Here is a 16,896-nt window from a genome sequence, read left to right as displayed (position 1 = left end):
ACGGATGGATGAGGAGATGCGCGGAAGTGATGCGCCCGACGACCAAGGATCTGGCCCGCGCCGCCGGTGTCAGCCTGGCCACAGTGGATCGCGTGCTGAACGAGCGCGCCGGGGTCAGGGCCGAAACGGTGACGGCCGTTCACGAGGCGATCGCAAGGATCGGCTTTGTGCGCAATCTTTCCGCCGCCAATCTGGCACGGGGCCGCGTCTATCGCTTTGCCTTCCTGCTGCCGGTGGCGGGCGATGCCTTTCTGTCGACGCTGGAAACCCAGATCGCCGAGGCCGCATCCGCCTTTGCCCCCGAAGGCATCCAGATCCAGAAGCGTCGCGGCATCGGTGGTGATCCGCATCAGATTGCCCGGATGCTGGCCGAGCTGTCGCCCGAGGATCTGGACGGCGTGGCGATCCTTGCGCCGGAATCGCCACAGGTCCGCGATGCGATGGCACGGTTGCAGGATCGCGGCGTGCAGGTCGTGCGATTCCTCTCGGGGCAGACCTCAGACATCGGAGCCGATGCCGTCGGCATCGACAACCGCGCCGCCGGGGCGACGGCGGGGCGACTGATCGGGCGTTTCTGTGCCGCGCGGCCCGGCCAGATCCTGGTCATCGCGGATACGATGAATGCCCGCGACAGCGTCGAGCGACGGCAGGGCTTCGATCAGGTTATCACGCGGGATTTTCCCGGCCTGACCGCCCTGCCCTCGCTGGAGACGCATGGCGACAGGCAAAGAACGTTGACGATCCTGCACAATGCCTATGCCAATCATCCCGATATATTGGGCGCCTATGTCCTTGCCTCCGAAGCGCGCCTGCCGCTGGAAGCCATCGCCGACACCCGCGATCCAGCCGGTCAGGTCATCGTCGCCCATGAACGCACCGAGTTCACCGAGGCGCTGCTGCTGAATGGCCAGCTAGACGCGGTGATCGCCCAAAACCCCGGCCATCTGGTCCGCAGCGCCATCCGCGTCATGCGCGCCCGCTGCGATGGCCGCCAGCCCATCGCCTCGCAAGAGGAAATCCGCATCGAGATCCTGCTGCAGGACAATCTGTGCCCGCGTCCACGCTGGTAAGGCGTCGTAATTTCCACCTCGCTGCAGGCAGGGCTTGCTTTTATCGCCATGTGGCGCAGGCTTTCGCTGTATCGCGTGATGGAGGCCCAAATTGGCGTGCTCACATACCGACCAGATCAAGCTCGATATCCCGCCCGAGGCGGAAAAGCCCGGAACCGTCTGCCCGGAATGCGTGGCGATGGGGTCGCGTTGGGTGCATCTGCGGATCTGCCTGACCTGCGGCCATATCGGCTGCTGCGACAGCTCGCCCAACCGCCATGCCCGTGGCCACTGGCAGACGACCCGCCACCCGATCGTCGGCTCGATGGAGCCGCGCGAGCGCTGGAGCTATTGTTTCGCGGATGATGAATTCCTGTAGGGGGACCCCGCCATGGAAGCGATCGGCCATGACCTGCGACAGATGCAACGCACCCCGCTTCACGCCGCCCATGTCGAGGCGTTACGGCGGATCGGCCTCGAGGCCAGCTTTGCCGAAGGCCAGGTGATCGCCGAAATCGGGCAGCCGATGGACCAGTTCCTCTATGTCGAGGAAGGCGAGATCGAGATCCTGCACCCCTATTCCCGCCAGCGCGGCTTGGCCTCGACCCTTGGACCCACGCAATTCACCGGGGAAATCGCCTTTCTGGCCGGTGGCGTCTATGCCCTGCCGATGCGGGCGGTCCGCGACACCCGTGCCATCGCCGTCCCGCGCGAGGCGATGCTGCGGCTGATGTCCGAGGTGCCCGAACTTTCGGATATCGTCATCACCGTCTATGCCGCGCGCCGTCGGCTGCAACTGGAACAGCGCGCGACCGGCCTGACCCTGATCGGCACGGATCAGGACAGCGATGTTCGCCGCATCGAAGAATTCGCCGGGCGCAACCGCATCCCCGTGCGCGCCTATGATCTGGACTGCTCCGAGGCCCGCGCCATCGCCGTTGAATGCGGCATCGCGCCGGGCGAACCGGCGGTGATCTTTGGGCAGGGCGGCGTGATCGCCGCGCCGACGCCGCTGAAGGTCGCGCAGCGGCTGGGCCTGGACCTGCGCGCCGAACCTGGCGAGGTCTTCGACGTGATCATCGTCGGCGGCGGTCCGGCCGGGGTCGCGGCGGGCGTCTATGCCGGGGCCGAGGGGCTGCGCGCCTTGGTCATCGAGGATATGGCGGTCGGCGGTCAGGCCGGAACCTCCAGCCGGATCGAGAATTACATGGGCTTTCCCACCGGCATCTCGGGCGCCGATCTGGTCTGGCGCGGCGAGGTGCAGGCGATGAAGTTCGGCACCAGCTTTGCCATGCCGCGCCGGGTGATCCAGCTGTCGCAGGCCGAGGACGGGCTGTTCTGCGTCACGTTGGATTGCACCGCCCAGATCTGCGCCCGCGCGCTGGTCGTGGCCACCGGAGTGCAATACCGTCAGCTTGCGATCCCCGGCCTTGAGTACTTCCTTGGCAAGGGCGTCTACCACGCCGCGACCGAGCTTGAGGCCCGGCGCTGTCGCAATGCCACCGCCATCGTGGTCGGCGGCGGCAATTCCGCGGGACAGGCGGCAATGTTCCTGTCACGCAGCGCCAGCCATGTGCATCTGCTGGTCCGGGGTGGGACGCTGGCGACATCCATGTCGGATTACCTGTCCAGTCGGCTTGCCGCCGACCCCGCCATCACCATCCATTACAACACCAGCATCGCGTCGCTGCAGGGCGGTGACTGCGTGCAAGGCGTCGAGATCGCCAAAACAGATGGCGCGTCCGACCGCATTGATTGCTGCGGGGTGTTCATCATGGCCGGAGCCGCGCCGAACTGCGGCTGGCTGTCGGGTCTGGTCCGGCTGGACGAGGCGGGCTACATCCTGACCGGCGCGGCCGCCGGGCGCAGCGCCCTGTTCGAGACCTCGCAACCCGGCATCTTTGCCGTGGGCGATATCCGGGCCGGTTCGGTCAAGCGCGTCGCCTCGGCCGTCGGCGAAGGCTCGGTCGTCATCTCCGAGGTCTGGCGCTATCTGGCCGAATGCGGAAAGCTGGCCGCATCGGGCTGAGGGCTCTAGATGGCAAAGATGTCATCGGCGACGCCCGCCACCGTCAGATTTGAGCCGGGCAGGACGATCCGCCCATCCGCACCGAAATCGATGATGACGCCATTCGCGGTCTGGCGCATGTGATCGCGGATGAAACTGGCCGGGTTCGCGTCCAGCAGATCATCGTCGATCAGCAGCCGGTCGATGCCGCGCTGATAGCCGTTGATCGTGTCCGCGCCGTCCCCAGCGTGAAAGACAAAGCTGTCGGCCCCTTCCCCGCCGTTCAGCACATCATTACCAGTCCCGCCAGCCAGCGTGTCATTCCCCGCGCCACCGATCAGGGTATCGCGTCCCGTCAGGCCCAGCAGCCGGTCCTGACCTGTGCCACCATTCAGGGAATCGTCGCCCAACTCTCCGCGCAGCTGGTCATTTCCGTCTTCACCGAACAGCCGGTCATTCCCGTCCCCACCTTGCAGGCTGTCATTGCCGCTGCCACCCTGCAACAGGTCCAGCCCGTTCCCTCCGATCAGCCGGTCGTTGCCCACGCCGCCCCGCAGCGTGTCATTGCCGCCCGCCCCGTTCATCCAGTCATCGCCGCCCGCGCCAAAGGCGGTATCGTTCCGCGCCGTCAGCCGGAAATCATCGTTGCGGGCGGTCGCTTCGCTGGGGCCGGGGGTGGCATAGATCTGGCCGTCGGCATGCGCCGCCCATTGGGACTTGGTCGGCAGGGAAAGCTGCGCCACCGGATCGGCCAGTTTCACGAACGTGCCCGTATCGACCCTGACGGAACCGTCGGTATCGGCGAAGTTCTGCGTCGCCATCAGCACCTTGTAGTCGCGCCCGTCCTTGTGCAGGTAACCCACCTTCAGCCCGATGCCGATATAGGCGGCGTCGCCCATGATGTTGGCGTAATGGCCGGGGCTGTCCATCAGCATCCGGTGCAATTCCCGGATCTCGTCGCGCAGGTCGGATTCACCCTGAATGCTGACATAGGCGATGTTTTCCGCCGTCATCCAGTCGCCCGACAGATCGAATCCAGCCGCCTGCATCCGCTCGCGCGAGGATGATCCGCCCGCCCCTGTATGCGAGAAAGTGTCGGTATCCAGCATCCATGTGCTGTGCCGATCTGATGAATCGTTCAGCCGTTTCTCGATACTTAGCGCTGGCAGCCCTTCGGCGCGCCGGGCCTGATTGACCAGGCTGACAAAGTAACGCTCATCGGATGTTGCAAAAGTCATGGGTCCGTCCTGCTCGATCTTGCCCGGATGGCGTCGGGCAGGGCAGAAACCTGTCAGCTTTCGCCGCACTCGCCAAGGCAGGGCATGCTGACAAGTTTAACAGACAGCGCCGCGGCGCGGAAAATCGCCGCCCCGGTCGGGCAATGCGGGCGCGATCTTGCTTAAGGCTCGGCCCTGCCTGCGGTGTGATAGGCCCCAAGAATTTGCCCTATGCGCCAGATCAGGACCTCTTGCGGGTCAAGCGGGTTGCCCGCGAAATGGCGGGCAGCTGGCAAATATTGGTGAAAAAGCGGCGCGGGTACGGATTGACCAGACAGCGCCGTCATCAGCCGGTCGACGGCCGCAGCCGCCTTGGGCCGGGTCCAATAGTAGCGGATGCGGTCAGACAGCGAATAATGCCGCATCAACCGCTGCTCATCGGCATTGCCGTCATAATGCTGCGCCCAATGACCGGGTTCGGCCAGCATCAGCGCCTCCATCGTGTTGCGCAGCGGCCGGTCGCCGTAATCCGACAACAGGTCCGAGGCAATCAGGTCCAGCGCGTAAAGCGCCTCGCGCAGGACAAAGGTCAGTTCAGGGCCGACCTTGAGGATCGGAAAGCCGTCTTCGACCAGCGCCGCCAGCGCGATGGGCCCCTGATAGTCGGTGGAATGCGCCTCATAGATGAATTGCGGCTCATCCGTCAGCAGGGCGGTCAGGTCGCGGCTTAGGCCCGGATCATAGGCGATGACATTGCGGTTGCCGAATTCGACGCCGGGCTGCACCACCAGGGCGATCGCGCGGGCAAAGGCGGCGCTCTGCCCGGCCTCGGAAAAGACCCGACGATGAATGGCGATCGTCTGTTCTGCCGCCTTGGCCGAGGTCGGCAGGAGCCCGTCAATGGCATGATCCGCGCCGCCGGGCGGGGGAACCTCGGTGCCGATGACGTAAAGTGGCGGCGGCAGGTTCAACCGTTTCGCGGTGGCCTCGGCCATGGCGGCCAGACGCACGGCGCGACGGGCGGTGGTTTCATCGTCAAGCGCTGCGGGCTCATCCCGGCAGCCCATCGAGGCATCCAGATGGATCTTGCGGAACCCGGCGGCGACATAGGCCTCGACCATCCGTTCCGCCTCGGCCAGCGCATCCCCGGCCGCGCGGTCGCGCCATGGGTTCGGGCCCAGATGGTCGCCGCCCAGAAGGATCAGTTCGGGTGGACAGCCCTCGGATGCGGCGATGTCATGGACCAGCGCGGCGAAATCTGCGGGCTGCATGCCGGTATAGCCGCCCCGATGATTGACCTGATTGCAGGTGGCCTCGATCAGCGCCGCGCTGCCATGGTCGCGGGCAAAGCGCAGCGCCGCGCGCAGTACCACCGGATGGGCCGAACAGACCGAGGTGATGCCCCGCACATGATCCTGCCGCCGCATTGCGGCCAAGGTCAGCAGATCCAACGGCATCAGAAACCCCTCGGCGTGCTGGCAATGAAGCCGTCCAGCTCGGCGCGGGTCCCGGCACCTTCCATCGGGCCGCGGAAGGTGACGTTGCGCGCACCGGCGGCGCAGGCATAGGTCAGCGCCTGTTCGACCGGCAGCCCCAACCGACGACTGGCCACATAGGCCCCGCCAAAGCAGTCGCCCGCCCCGGTCGGGTCGATTTCGGTGACGCGGAATGGCGCGGCATCGACCCGGCTGCCGTCGCGGCCAAAGCAGGTGGCGCCTTGCGCACCGCGTTTCAGCACGATTTCCTCCACCCCCAAGCCAAGCAGCCGCGCGACCGCCGCCGCTTCGCCGTCGATACCCGCCGCGCGCTCAAGCTCATCGCCCGAGGGCAGCAGCAAATCCGCCTGCGCGACAAGCCGGGCAAAGCGGGCCTCGATCTGAGGGGCAAGCTGCAATTCCTTGCGCAGGTTCGGGTCCACCGAAAGCGAACCGCCCCGCGCCTTGACGATGCCAACGGCCTGATCGATCACCTCGCAGGCGCTTGGCATGGTCAGCGCCGAGCCCATCACATGCAGATGGCCCGCGCTGGCGATCAGGTGCTGAACCCTGTCGGTCCAGCCAAAACGCGCAGCAGCCGACGTGGCGATATTGAACACGAAATCGCGGGTGCCGTCGTCGCGGTAGCGGACAAAGGCGCTGCCTGTCGGAAAGGCCGGGTCGATCGCCACCGCCGAAATATCGACCCCGTCCCGCTGCAACCTGTCCAGATTGACCCGCCCGAAATCATCGCCGCCGACCGCCCCGATCATCGCCGAGGGACAGCCCATCCGCCCGCATTGATCGATGAAGATCGCCGGCGCGCCGCTGGGATAGGGGCCGATCAGGGGCTGCGTGGTCAGAAAGCCGGGGCCGATGGTCGTGGCCATGATCTCGACCAGAATCTCGCCGACGGTGACGGTCGGGCCCAGCGTTGCGGCGGAAAGCGGCATCAGGCAATCTCCTTGTCATGATCGGCGGGCTCGGTGCCGCCCAGCACGTCGCTTTCGGGCGACAGGAAGCGTTGATGCAGCAGGCAGGCCGCGCCAAAGGCCGAGCCGAATTCGGCGTCCTCGTCCACCGCGATCTGCGGAGCGGGAAAATCGACCGATTGCATCGCCCGCATATGCGCGGCCACCCGCGCCGAGACCAGCGGGTAAAGCGCCGAGATCGAACCGCCCAGCACGATCCGCTCGGGGTCGATCAGCCGACAGGCTTGCACCAGCGCCAGCGCCAGATGCCGCGACCAGTCCTCGGCGATGGTCACGGCCTCGGGTTCGCGGTCGCGCACGCCGGTCAGGAAATTCTGCAGGTCGACGTCTGTGCGCCCGATAGCGGCCCGGTAGCGTCCGACCAGAGTTTCGCGTCCGATCAACTGTTCCAGCGTTTTGTCGCCCGCCTGCGTCAGGACCATATGGCCAATCTCTCCCGCCAACCCATGCCCGCCACGAAACAGCTTGCCGTCGATCAGGATGCCGCCGCCGATGCCCGTCTCCATGACCAGAAACAGGATCACGCCCGAGGGGCCGCGCTTGTAGCTGTCACCGATGGCAAAGGCGTTGGCGTCGTTCTCGATCATGATCGGCAGGGGCGCCGGCAGCGCTGCCCGGATCATTTCGACCAGCGCCACACCGCGCCAGCCGATCAGCGGTGCCAGCCTGACCCGGCCATCGGGGCGGATATGCATCGGGGCCGAAACCCCGATGCCCTGACAGCGCGCGACCATGACCGGGTCCATGGCCGCGAAGACCAGATCGACGGCTTCGGCCACCGCCTGTTCGACCGGGGCGGAGGGCGCATCAAAGGCGCGCTTGCGGGTCAGAACCACGCGACCGCTCAGATCCATCACCACGGCCGAGATGTGTTCGACCCCGATCTCGATCCCGACGAAGAAGACGGCGTCCGGGACCAGTTCCAGAAGGATGCCGGGCCGCCCTGCCCGCGTTCGTCCGGTCTGCGGCGGGACGGTGCGATCCTCGACCTCGCGGACGAGACCGCCTTGGGTCAGCTCGCCCACGATCTGCCCAGACGAGGACCGGTTCAGCCCCAGCCGCCGGGCCAGATCGGCGCGGCTCATGCAGCCGGAACTGTGCAGGATCGTCAATGCCGCCACAGCATTGCTGATCCTGATGCGGCGCGGCGAACTGCCAGTCGAAACGATTTCGTGCACGGGGTCATTCCCAGAATTTCAGTCAATACCGCAGGATAGCGCCCGCGCCGCTGGCCACCAACGCCATTCAGGGACGCGCATTGGTGGCGCGGCGGCGGCGGGCCTCGTCCATCTTCTGCTCGATGAAGCGCTTGGCATGGGCTGCCAAGGGATCGTTCTCGGTCCAGGTGTCGCGCCAGATCGCGCAGGTCAGCGACAGCGCCTCATCGACGACGGCGGTCGAGAAGCTTTCAAAGACGATGTCGCGCTGATAATCGATGTCCAGCAGCGCATCGAAGGTCTTGTCGAAATCGATGACCCCGTCGCCCAGATAGCCGCGATTGCTTTCCCCGATATGGAAATAACCGATCTTGTCACCGGCAAGCCGAATGGCCGCGGCCGGATTGGCCTCTTCGATGTTCATGTGAAAGGTATCCAGATGCAGCCGCACGTGATCCGATCCGGTTTCTTCAATGAATTTCAGGCCCTGCGCCGTGGTGTTCAGAAGATTTGTCTCGAATCGGTTGACGACTTCCAGCACCAGATCGACGCCCGCTTCGCGGGCGATATCGGCGATCCGGGCGATGGTCGTGACGCTGTTGTCCCAACCACGCCGCGTCGGCAGCCGGTTGTATTTCGTATGGGCTGAATAAAGGATCCCGCCCAGCTTGTTGCCGCCCACGTCGCGCACCGCCCGCACCGCATCGGCCAGCAGCGCTGCTCCTGCGGCGACCGACGCGTCATCCTCGCTGGAAATATCCTTGTCCAGCGGCAGGCCCATGGTCACGCCGATCTGAACATCCAGCGACTGCGCCAGACGGTCCAGATCGAACTTTTCCGGCCGCAGATAGGCGAATTCGATGGTTCGGTAGCCATGTTCTGCGGTCTTGCGAAGCGCCGTTTCCAACCCCTCCTGGGTTTGGCCGCCAGTCCATACAAATGAGTGGATACCCAACCGTCCCATAGCGAACTCCTCCGACTCGCTGTGCGTCTGGGGCCATGGTCAGGATTTTTGGATGGAGGCGCAACTATTAATTATATAGGGAATTTGGCAAGAGTATCCGCCATGCAATGTCGCAGATACGATAGCTGACATATTTGTATTTAGTTCATGCATATTACAGGGAATGGCATGATCGGACAGATGCCAGCAGCAACCGCTTAGTCCGGGCGCAGCCGGAGTTGCGCCCGATTTTGCGCCCCGAACCGCCCTCGAATGGATCGGTTCGGGGTTAGCTTTACGTCAGTCTTCGAGCAGCTTTTCCTGCGCGTCGGCCTGACCCTTCAGCCAGTATCCAGCGGCCTTGAGCCACTCGCGGGGATGGCCGCGTTCCTTCTGGAAGTGGTCGCGCAGGGCGCGGGCGACGCCGGCTTCGGCGGCGATCCAGATGAAGCCCTTGCCTTCGGGCAGGTCCAGCTGCGCCGCGGCCTCCAGCACGGGGGCGGGATCGGCGGGATCGGCACGGTGCGACCATGCCGCCTCATGCGTGGCGCGGGTGGACCAGAGCTGCTCCTCGGCCGCCTCGGTGACCAGACCCAGCGTCGCGACCTGCGTACCCTCGGGCATTTCTTCGACCCAGCGGCCCATGGCGGGCAGCGCGGTTTCGTCGCCGATCAGCAGCCACCAGTCAAAGATCGGCGCCACCACCGCCGAGCCGCGCGGGCCGCCGATGTTCAGCGTATCGCCCAGCTTTGCGTCAACGGCCCATTGCGTCGCCGGACCGGCCTCATGCACCGCGAAGTCAAGGGTCAGCGTCCGGGCCTGACGGTCAAAGGCGCGCGGGGTGTAGTCGCGCATCGCCGGGCCTTCGCCGCCGATGTCGAAGAACAGCTTGACGTGATCGTCGGGGCCGAGGCTTTCGAAATCGGCCAGTTCCTCGCTGAACAGCACAAAGCGGATCATCTTCGGCGTGATCCACAGCTTTTCCTGCACGGTCAGGGTGCGGCGGCGGATGTCGAAGCGGTGGCGGGTAATGATAGGTTCCATCTGGGTCGTCCTGCCGCCGTGGCGGCTGCTTTGGGTATTGGCTTGGCCCGGGACGGACTGGCTGCGAATGGTCTGTGCCGTGCTTTGCAGCAATGCGGCGATCGAGGCAACGCGTTCTTGGCCGGGATCGCCCGGTTTCAGCACCTCGGTCAGGGCCTGCTTGATCGCCTGCATGCCGGCGCGGATGGGGTCGCGGTCGTCGTCCCTGCTCCAGTCGCGGGCCAGAAGCGTGTCGGTCGTGGCGCGATTGGCGGTCAGGAAAGCCCGGCCCGGATCGGTGATGGCAAAGGACTTGCGCCCGGATTCCGCCATGGCCGCGACAAAGCCCATGTCCTCAAGCCAGGCCAACGTCGGATAAATCACGCCGGGGCTGGGAACATAGCGACCCGCGCTGCGTGCCTCGATCTGGCGGATCAACTCATAGCCATGGCTGGGGCTGTCCGCGATCTGCGCCAGCAAAAGCAGGCGCAGATCGCCGTAATCCAAAGGACCGCGGCCACGGCGATGTCCGCCGTGGCCTTTGTGTTTGTTATGGGGGTGATGATGTCTCATGCAGCGAATGTAGTTTACGATATATCGTATTTCAAGATATATCGTAAAACGATCACAACATTCCGGGCAGCCACAGCGCCATGGCCGGGAAGATCAGGATCAGCGCCAGCCGCAGGAAATCCGCCGCGACATAGGGGACGATCCCGCGAAAGATCCGCATGACCGGCAGCTTGGGCAGCATGGCTTTCAGGATGAAGACATTCAGCCCGACCGGAGGCGTGATCAGGCTGATCTCGACCACGATCACGGTGACGATCCCCCACCAGACAAGGTCATAGCCCAGACCCTCGATGATTGGGGCGACGATGGGCACGGTCAGGAAGATCATGGCAAAGCCGTCCATCAGACAGCCCAGCACCAGATAGAAAACCAGCAGGCAGGCCACGATCATCGCCGGGCTAAGGTCAAGCGACTGGATATAGCGGATCGCCTGTCCCGAGACGCCGGACAGGTTGATGAACTGGTTCAGGACCAGCGCCCCCGCCGCCACGATGAAGATCATGGTCGAGATGCGCGCGGCCTCCAGTAGGCTGTCGACCAGCACCGCCCATGTCAGTTTGCGGCGCAGGACCAGCAGCACAAAGGCCCCGCCTGCGCCGATGCCTCCGGCTTCGGTCGCGGTGAACCAACCCTTCACCAGCCCCGCCATGATCAGCGAAAACAGCACGGCCACCCCCCAGATCTTGCCAAGTGCGGACCATTTTTCGCGCGTGGTGAACTGGCGGTCGCGCGGGGCCCATTCCGGGCGCAGCATCGCGATCACCGCCATGACGCCGACATAGATCACCACCTGCGCCAGCCCCGGCAGGATGCCCGCGACGAAAAGTTCGCTGACATTCTGCTGGGTCAGCAGGGCATAGATGATCAGCGCCCCCGAAGGCGGGATCAGCACGCCCATGGTGCCGCCAGCCGCAATAGAGCCTGCCGAGAAGCCCGGATCATAACCCGCGCGGTCCATTTCCGGGATGGCGATCTTGGCCATGGTCGCCGCCGCCGCCGAGGACGAGGCGCACATGGCCGAAAACCCGCCGCAGGCGACGATGGTCGCCATGCCCAGCCCGCCCCGGAAACGCCCGAACCAGCGGCGCGCGGCCTCGAACAGTTCTTCGGCAAGGCTCGCCTTGACGATGAACACGCCCATCAGGATGAACAGCGGCAGGGCCGAGAACTGGTAGTTGGTGGCGTTCTTGACCACCTGCTGCTCGGCAATGGCCAAAGCCGCGCCGATGCCCTTGGGATGGATCGCGGCGATGCCGCCGGTGCCGACCAGCATCATGGCAAAGCCCAGCGGCACGCGGGTAAAGGCGATCAGCCCCAACAGCGCGCTGAAAACGAATAGGGTCAGCATCAGGGATTTTCCTCGTCAGGCAGGGCATGGGGATAGGGGCCGCGTTCGTTCAGGGCGTGGCGCAGGCCAAGGACGGCGAACCAGACCGCGACGGCGCAGAAACCGGCGCTGGCATAGGTCCAAGGGGCCATCGGGATTTCGAAATAGACCGAAAGCGTGCCGAAACGGTCCAGCCGACCCGCCTGATCGAACATCATCCAACCCAAACCGGCCATGGCGAAGACCTCGAACAGGCCGGTAAAGCGGCGCTCGATCCGGGTCAGGCGCGGCTTGTAAAGGTCCGAAAACAGGCCCACGCGGATATGGGCATCGTCGCGCATGACCAGCGGCATGGCGGCGAAAAAGAAAATCATCAGCGCGAAGGTGACATATTCGCCCGCGCCGGGCAGCGGCTTGCCGATCTGGCGGCCGATGCTGTCGATGAAGGCCACAAGCGTCATCAGGATCAGCGATAGGCCGGAAATCGCGGCGCAGATCCAGCCAAGCCAGCGATTGAAGGTCAGAAACATGAGGGGGCTCCTTGCGAATGCGCGAACCCGCACGCCAAGGCGTGACGTGCGGGCCCGAGAGAGAGACGCGGTTTCGGGGGGATCAACTGCCGCTGGCCTTGGCCTCGCGCGCGAGGACATCGCGGTAGAAGGTCAGGACCTCATCGGGATCGGAAAGCCCCTTCTTGGCGGCGCGCTCTTTCCATTCGTCGATCCGCGCCTGCAGCAGGGTCGTGAACTCGTCAAGCTGCGCGCCTTCCAGATTTTCGGTCGGGACCTTGGCCATCTCGGGGGCAAGTTTGGCCAGAACCTCATCCGCGGCGGCACCGGTCCGGGCGGGCAAGCCATCGGCGGCGCGCTGGATCGCCTGCTGTTCCTCAGGCGTCAACTGATCCCAACGCTCCTGCGAGATGAAGACCGCGAAGGAAAGCGAGCCGAGGCCGCCGGGAATCTGGGTCATGCCGGTGACATATTCCAGAACCCGCGCACCCTTGGCCGAATTCGGGGCCATGACCATCGCATCGACCGTGCCCTTGGTCACGTATTCCTGCAGGTCGGTGAATTCCGAATTGACCGGGACCGCGCCCAGTTTCTTTACCGCCTCGGACAAGGCACCGGGCGGCGACCACAGTTTCGCGCCCTTGAGGTCGGCCACCGTTTTCGCCTGCAACTTGCCCACCGACAGGATCTGGCGACCGGGCAGGACATTGGTGGACAGGACCTTGACGCCCTTGAATTCGTCAAAGGGCAGGAAATAGGTGTTGTAGGTCTCCCACAAAGCGATCGAAGCCGCGCGGGCCGAGGGCGAGTTGAACGGCAGATCGCCGATCTTGTTCATCGCCACCAGTTGCGGCACGCCCCCGGTCGAGACGATAGCCATATCGGCAATGCCGTCGCGCACCATCTCATATTGCCGGTCCGAGGGGGCCAGCGAGGTGTCGGGGATGGTGACCTTGATCCCGCCTGCGGATTCCTTCTCGATGGCGGCGGCGAAATCGCGGATGGCGATCTGGTAAAGCTCATCATGCGGCGGCAGGTAGCTGTTGAAGATCAGCTCGGTTTCCGCCAGCGCGGGCGCGGCAAAGACCGGCGCAAGCATGACGGCAGAGGCGGCCAAAGCCGCTTTCAGTCGGTTCATCATTTCCTCCCTTGGATTTCCGGCGCTCGCTCCTCGCCGGATTTTTGATGATCATTCCCTGCGTCACGGCAGGCACAAAGCCCGCCGCGACCGGGTGTTCACATTGCGGAAAGCCGCGTCACTGGGCGGGTTCTGCGACCCGCGCCGGGACCGTTTCCGCGATGATCTCGGATTCGATGGCGCCAAGCGCCTCGATTTCCAGACGCATGCGGTCTCCGGGTTTCAGGAAACGACCGGTCGGTGCGCCGATCCCCGAGGGCGTGCCGGTGGCCAGAATGTCGCCCGGCTCTAGCGTCATCACCGTGCTGAGATACTCGATCTGGTCGTAAATGTCGTAGATCATGTCGTTGGTGCGCCCGTCCTGACGCAGCTCGTCATTGACCCACAGCCTCATGCCCAGATCCAATGGGTCGCGGATCTCGTCATCGGTGGTGATCCAAGGCCCGACCGGACCATGCGTGTCAAAGGACTTGCCCAAGGTGAAGGTGGGCGAGCGCGGCAGCCAGTCCCGCGCCGAGACATCGTTCACGATGACATAGCCCGCGATGACCGACCGCGCATCCTCGCGGGCGACATGGCGGCAGCGTCGACCTATGACCACGCCCAGCTCGATTTCATAATCGACCTTGTCCGAGGCCTCGGGTTTCACCACCGGGTCGAAGGGCGCATTCAGGCACGAGACCTGCTTGTTGAACCACATCTGGCTGGTCGGGATGGTGATGCCTGCAGCGCGGGCCTCATCAGCGTGTTTCTGGTAGTTCATGCCGATGGCCAGGAATTTCTGCGGGTCCGGCACCGGCACTTCCAGCCGCACCGCGTCCAGCGCGAAAGCCGGGCCGGTCGCGGCCTCAAGGCTGGCGCGCAGGCGCGGCAGATCGGCCAGCACCTCGCGAATGGGGGCATCCGCTCCCAGCACCGGGGACAGGTCGATGATGCGGTTACCCTCGACCTTGCCGATACGGGTCTGGCCGGCTTGGGTGAAGCGGGCGAGTTTCATGTCTTGAACCTTGCGTCAGGGGAAAGGACCGGGCCGCTGCGGCCCGGCCCGGCAGGATCACAACCCGAAGAACTTCTCGGCATTGCGGGCAAATATCTTGGTCTTGGCCTCATCCGAGATATCCAGCGCCTCGACCGTCGGCACGCCGTCAAAGAACCAGTCCTTGCGGATCGGATAAGAGGCTCCGTAAAGGATGTTGTCCTCGCCCAGCACTTCGACCGCGCATTCCAACTGCTTCTTGCCCCATTGCGGCGGACCCGAAATGTCGAAGAACAGGTTGTTCGTCAGCTTCTCGCGCAGGTTGGAACTGCCGGTGTCAAAACGGTCCACCGCGTCGCCGTAGCTGTGGCGCGGTTTTGGCACCAGCATGTCGGCAAAGGCAAAGAAGCCGCCGCCCAGCATGGAATGCGAAAGCCGCAGGTTCGGGAAGCGGTCGAAAAGGCCCGAGAACAGCTCGCGGCCCACGGCAGTGCCTTGGGCGATGCAGCGGCCATATTGGCGGCGCTGGTTGTTGAACGACAGGATCGAGCCGTAATTCACCGGCAGCGGCGTGTGGTGGACGACGACCGGGATTTTGCGGTCGTTGATGAACTCGAAATAGGGGTAGAAGGCCTCGTCATCCAGATAGATATCGCCGTATTTGCAGGCCATCTGGACGCCCTTGAAGCCCAGATCGTCGATGCAGCGTTGCACCTCGGCGATCATGTCCTTCTTGCCCCAGGGCGGACAGACCGCCAGCGCGGTGAAGCGCCCATTCGAACGAGAGACGTAATCTGCCAACCCGTCATTCAGGCGCTTCGAGCAGTCCAGATCCAGCCATTCCTGCCAGACCGGGATGCGGAACACGGCTTGATCGATGCCGGCCTTGTCCATGTCGGCCAGCTGGCTTTCGATATTGTACTGGCCCTCGGCGTAGTTGATGTTCACCACGCCTTTCGGTTCCTCGATGATGATCTGGCGGATGTCCTTCATCGGGACCGGCTCCATACGGACATGGACGCCGTGCTGGCGCGGGATGCAGTTCATCATCGCCTCGCGCAGCTTTTCATCGGTGAACAGCGTGTCGGGCAGCCAATGCATATTGGCGTCGATGACGCGCGGCTTGGTTGCGGCGGGGTTTGCGCGATCGGCGCGCGGCTTGGTGATATCGTCCATCATCATACTTTCCTGTGGATCGGTTATAGGGTCAGCGAATGTCCGCGGCGGCGGCGGTCTTGCGCATGGTGGCTTCGGTGAAGACGGGCTTGAACGCGCCGTCCTTCTGGGCATCGTCGGGGCGCTTCATCCCGGCCATGCGGTGGTATTCCATGAACAGCGCCTCGACCTCGGCGCGGGGAATGACATTGTCGATATGGTCGAAGGGCTGGCCGTTCGACTTTTCCTCGACCAGACGGCGGATGACTTCCGGCCCCTCGCCGCGATTGGCGATGACAAGGCGGTTCACCATCTCGCGGCGCGCGCCCTCATAGGCTTGCAGCGCGGCCACGGGATCGGGGATTTCGGCCAGCTTCTCGGCGATGACGCGGGCATCGACCAGCGCCTGACAGACGCCATTGCCGCCGCGCGGATACATGGCATGCGCCGCATCGCCCAGCAGCGTGACCCGGCCGAATGACCATTGCTCTAGCGGGTCATTGTCGATCAGCGGATAGATATAGACCTCGCACGCGTTGCGGATCATTTCGCCCACGTTCAGGAAGTCCAGCTTCACCTCGTCAAAGACATGGGAGATTTCATCGGGCTGGACGCGGACATTCCAGTCCTCAAGGCCCTTGGGCTTGCCCTGCTGCTCACAGACCCAGTTCACCAACTGGTTGCCCTGCCCGTCCTCGTCATTGGCGATCGGATAGACGATCAGGCTGCCCTGACGGATTGGGTCGCCGATATGCAGGATGCGCCCGCCACCGGCAAAGGGCGGCATCACGGTCACGCCGCGCCACATGGCGACGCCCGAGTAATGCGTGCGGGTGCTGTCGGGCACCAACTGCTTGCGCACCGCCGAATGGATGCCATCGACCCCGATCATCACATCGGCGCGGACGGTTCCCGGCCCTCCCTCGAACTGCATGGTGACGCCGCTATCGTCCTGCTCGAAACCCTGCAGACGTGCGCCAAGGGTGATCGCGTCGGAGCCAAGCCGTTCCAGCACCGCATCGCGCAGCATCATCTGGAAGGTGCCACGATGAACAAAGCGCTGCTCGTGGTCGTAGCCGATATGCTTGCCGCAGTTTTCGGCGAAGATCTCTTGCCCGTGGCCGGTATAGAAGACCGAGTCCAGCGCCTCGACCGAGATCTTCTGGAACTCCTCCAGCAGGCCCATCTCGGTCACTTCCTTGGTGCCATAGACCTTGATGTCGATGCCGACGCCCAAGGGCTTCAATTCGGGGGCGGCCTCATAGATTTTCGGGTTGAAGCCCTGCTGGTGCAGGCGCAGCGCGGTCGCAAGCCCGCCCGGGCCGGCACCGATGATGGCGATGTCGAGCATGGA

Annotated in this window: 15 protein-coding genes; 3 read left to right on the top strand and 12 right to left on the bottom strand. The window is 64.4% G+C overall.

The features are described from left to right. Positions 1–29: 29 nt before the first annotated feature. From IB235_RS11890 to IB235_RS11880, 3 genes are all read left to right on the top strand, one after another. On the top strand, positions 30–1,070 hold the full coding sequence (locus IB235_RS11890; protein WP_192336912.1) for a LacI family DNA-binding transcriptional regulator: 1,041 nt from the start codon (positions 30–32) through the stop codon (positions 1,068–1,070). A 91-nt stretch (positions 1,071–1,161) separates the two neighbouring features. After that, positions 1,162–1,428 (top strand): UBP-type zinc finger domain-containing protein, encoded by a 267-nt coding sequence (locus tag IB235_RS11885; protein WP_192336911.1) that lies wholly within the window; start codon positions 1,162–1,164, stop codon positions 1,426–1,428. 12 nt (positions 1,429–1,440) lie between these two features. After that, entirely contained in the window at positions 1,441–3,078 is a 1,638-nt protein-coding gene (locus tag IB235_RS11880; RefSeq protein WP_192336910.1) for a cyclic nucleotide-binding domain-containing thioredoxin-disulfide reductase, read from the top strand. Between the two features lie 5 nt (positions 3,079–3,083). Here the strand turns inward: IB235_RS11880 and IB235_RS11875 are convergent, their stop codons facing one another. From IB235_RS11875 to IB235_RS11820, 12 genes are all read right to left on the bottom strand, one after another. After that, on the bottom strand, positions 3,084–4,295 hold the full coding sequence (locus IB235_RS11875; RefSeq protein WP_192336909.1) for a CAP domain-containing protein: 1,212 nt from the start codon (positions 4,293–4,295) through the stop codon (positions 3,084–3,086). A gap of 161 nt (positions 4,296–4,456) precedes the next feature. Then, entirely contained in the window at positions 4,457–5,731 is a 1,275-nt protein-coding gene (locus IB235_RS11870) for a class II D-tagatose-bisphosphate aldolase, non-catalytic subunit (protein ID WP_192336908.1), read from the bottom strand. After that, a complete protein-coding gene (locus IB235_RS11865) occupies positions 5,731–6,702 on the bottom strand; it encodes a sugar kinase (protein ID WP_192336907.1) in 972 nt (323 codons plus the stop codon). Before IB235_RS11865 ends, IB235_RS11870 begins: the two co-directional genes overlap by 1 nt. Further along, entirely contained in the window at positions 6,702–7,919 is a 1,218-nt protein-coding gene (locus tag IB235_RS11860) for an ROK family transcriptional regulator (RefSeq protein ID WP_192336906.1), read from the bottom strand. Before IB235_RS11860 ends, IB235_RS11865 begins: the two co-directional genes overlap by 1 nt. Positions 7,920–7,986: 67 nt before the next feature. Next, positions 7,987–8,805, bottom strand: coding sequence for a sugar phosphate isomerase/epimerase (locus IB235_RS11855; RefSeq protein ID WP_225612248.1), 819 nt, complete (start codon positions 8,803–8,805; stop codon positions 7,987–7,989). Positions 8,806–9,141: 336 nt separating this feature from the next. Further along, entirely contained in the window at positions 9,142–10,437 is a 1,296-nt protein-coding gene (locus IB235_RS11850) for an SIP domain-containing protein (RefSeq protein WP_192336904.1), read from the bottom strand. 52 nt (positions 10,438–10,489) lie between these two features. Further along, positions 10,490–11,785 carry a TRAP transporter large permease gene (locus IB235_RS11845; protein WP_192336903.1) on the bottom strand — a complete coding sequence of 432 codons (1,296 nt, stop codon included), beginning with the start codon at positions 11,783–11,785 and terminating at the stop codon, positions 10,490–10,492. Beyond that, positions 11,785–12,294: a TRAP transporter small permease gene (locus tag IB235_RS11840; protein ID WP_192336902.1), complete on the bottom strand. Its 510-nt coding sequence runs from the start codon at positions 12,292–12,294 to the stop codon at positions 11,785–11,787. Before IB235_RS11840 ends, IB235_RS11845 begins: the two co-directional genes overlap by 1 nt. A gap of 82 nt (positions 12,295–12,376) precedes the next feature. Further along, positions 12,377–13,411 carry a TRAP transporter substrate-binding protein DctP gene (dctP, locus tag IB235_RS11835; protein WP_192336901.1) on the bottom strand — a complete coding sequence of 345 codons (1,035 nt, stop codon included), beginning with the start codon at positions 13,409–13,411 and terminating at the stop codon, positions 12,377–12,379. 118 nt (positions 13,412–13,529) lie between these two features. Beyond that, positions 13,530–14,408: a fumarylacetoacetate hydrolase family protein gene (locus IB235_RS11830; RefSeq protein ID WP_192336900.1), complete on the bottom strand. Its 879-nt coding sequence runs from the start codon at positions 14,406–14,408 to the stop codon at positions 13,530–13,532. 57 nt (positions 14,409–14,465) lie between these two features. Continuing rightward, positions 14,466–15,566 carry an amidohydrolase family protein gene (locus IB235_RS11825; protein WP_225612247.1) on the bottom strand — a complete coding sequence of 367 codons (1,101 nt, stop codon included), beginning with the start codon at positions 15,564–15,566 and terminating at the stop codon, positions 14,466–14,468. Positions 15,567–15,594: 28 nt separating this feature from the next. Continuing rightward, positions 15,595–16,893: an FAD-dependent monooxygenase gene (locus IB235_RS11820; RefSeq protein ID WP_192336899.1), complete on the bottom strand. Its 1,299-nt coding sequence runs from the start codon at positions 16,891–16,893 to the stop codon at positions 15,595–15,597. Positions 16,894–16,896 lie beyond the last annotated feature (3 nt).

Source organism: Paracoccus sp. PAR01 (genome assembly GCF_014851995.1).
In the GTDB taxonomy this organism is placed as follows: Bacteria; Pseudomonadota; Alphaproteobacteria; order Rhodobacterales; family Rhodobacteraceae; genus Paracoccus; species Paracoccus litorisediminis.
Note: the sequence above shows the minus strand (reverse complement) of the source record. Positions and strands in the feature narration are given on the sequence as shown.

Excerpts from the sequence above, each read along its gene's own strand:
- IB235_RS11840 (WP_192336902.1), bottom strand. The coding sequence starts at position 12,294 with ATGTTTCTGACCTTCAATCGCTGGCTTGGCTGGATCTGCGCCGCGATT.
- IB235_RS11870 (WP_192336908.1), bottom strand. The coding sequence starts at position 5,731 with ATGCCGTTGGATCTGCTGACCTTGGCCGCAATGCGGCGGCAGGATCAT.
- IB235_RS11820 (WP_192336899.1), bottom strand. The coding sequence starts at position 16,893 with ATGCTCGACATCGCCATCATCGGTGCCGGCCCGGGCGGGCTTGCGACC.
- IB235_RS11890 (WP_192336912.1), top strand. The coding sequence starts at position 30 with ATGCGCCCGACGACCAAGGATCTGGCCCGCGCCGCCGGTGTCAGCCTG.
- IB235_RS11850 (WP_192336904.1), bottom strand. The coding sequence starts at position 10,437 with ATGAGACATCATCACCCCCATAACAAACACAAAGGCCACGGCGGACAT.
- IB235_RS11845 (WP_192336903.1), bottom strand. The coding sequence starts at position 11,785 with ATGCTGACCCTATTCGTTTTCAGCGCGCTGTTGGGGCTGATCGCCTTT.
- IB235_RS11865 (WP_192336907.1), bottom strand. The coding sequence starts at position 6,702 with ATGCCGCTTTCCGCCGCAACGCTGGGCCCGACCGTCACCGTCGGCGAG.
- IB235_RS11875 (WP_192336909.1), bottom strand. The coding sequence starts at position 4,295 with ATGACTTTTGCAACATCCGATGAGCGTTACTTTGTCAGCCTGGTCAAT.
- IB235_RS11830 (WP_192336900.1), bottom strand. The coding sequence starts at position 14,408 with ATGAAACTCGCCCGCTTCACCCAAGCCGGCCAGACCCGTATCGGCAAG.
- dctP (WP_192336901.1), bottom strand. The coding sequence starts at position 13,411 with ATGAACCGACTGAAAGCGGCTTTGGCCGCCTCTGCCGTCATGCTTGCG.
- IB235_RS11825 (WP_225612247.1), bottom strand. The coding sequence starts at position 15,566 with ATGATGGACGATATCACCAAGCCGCGCGCCGATCGCGCAAACCCCGCC.
- IB235_RS11880 (WP_192336910.1), top strand. The coding sequence starts at position 1,441 with ATGGAAGCGATCGGCCATGACCTGCGACAGATGCAACGCACCCCGCTT.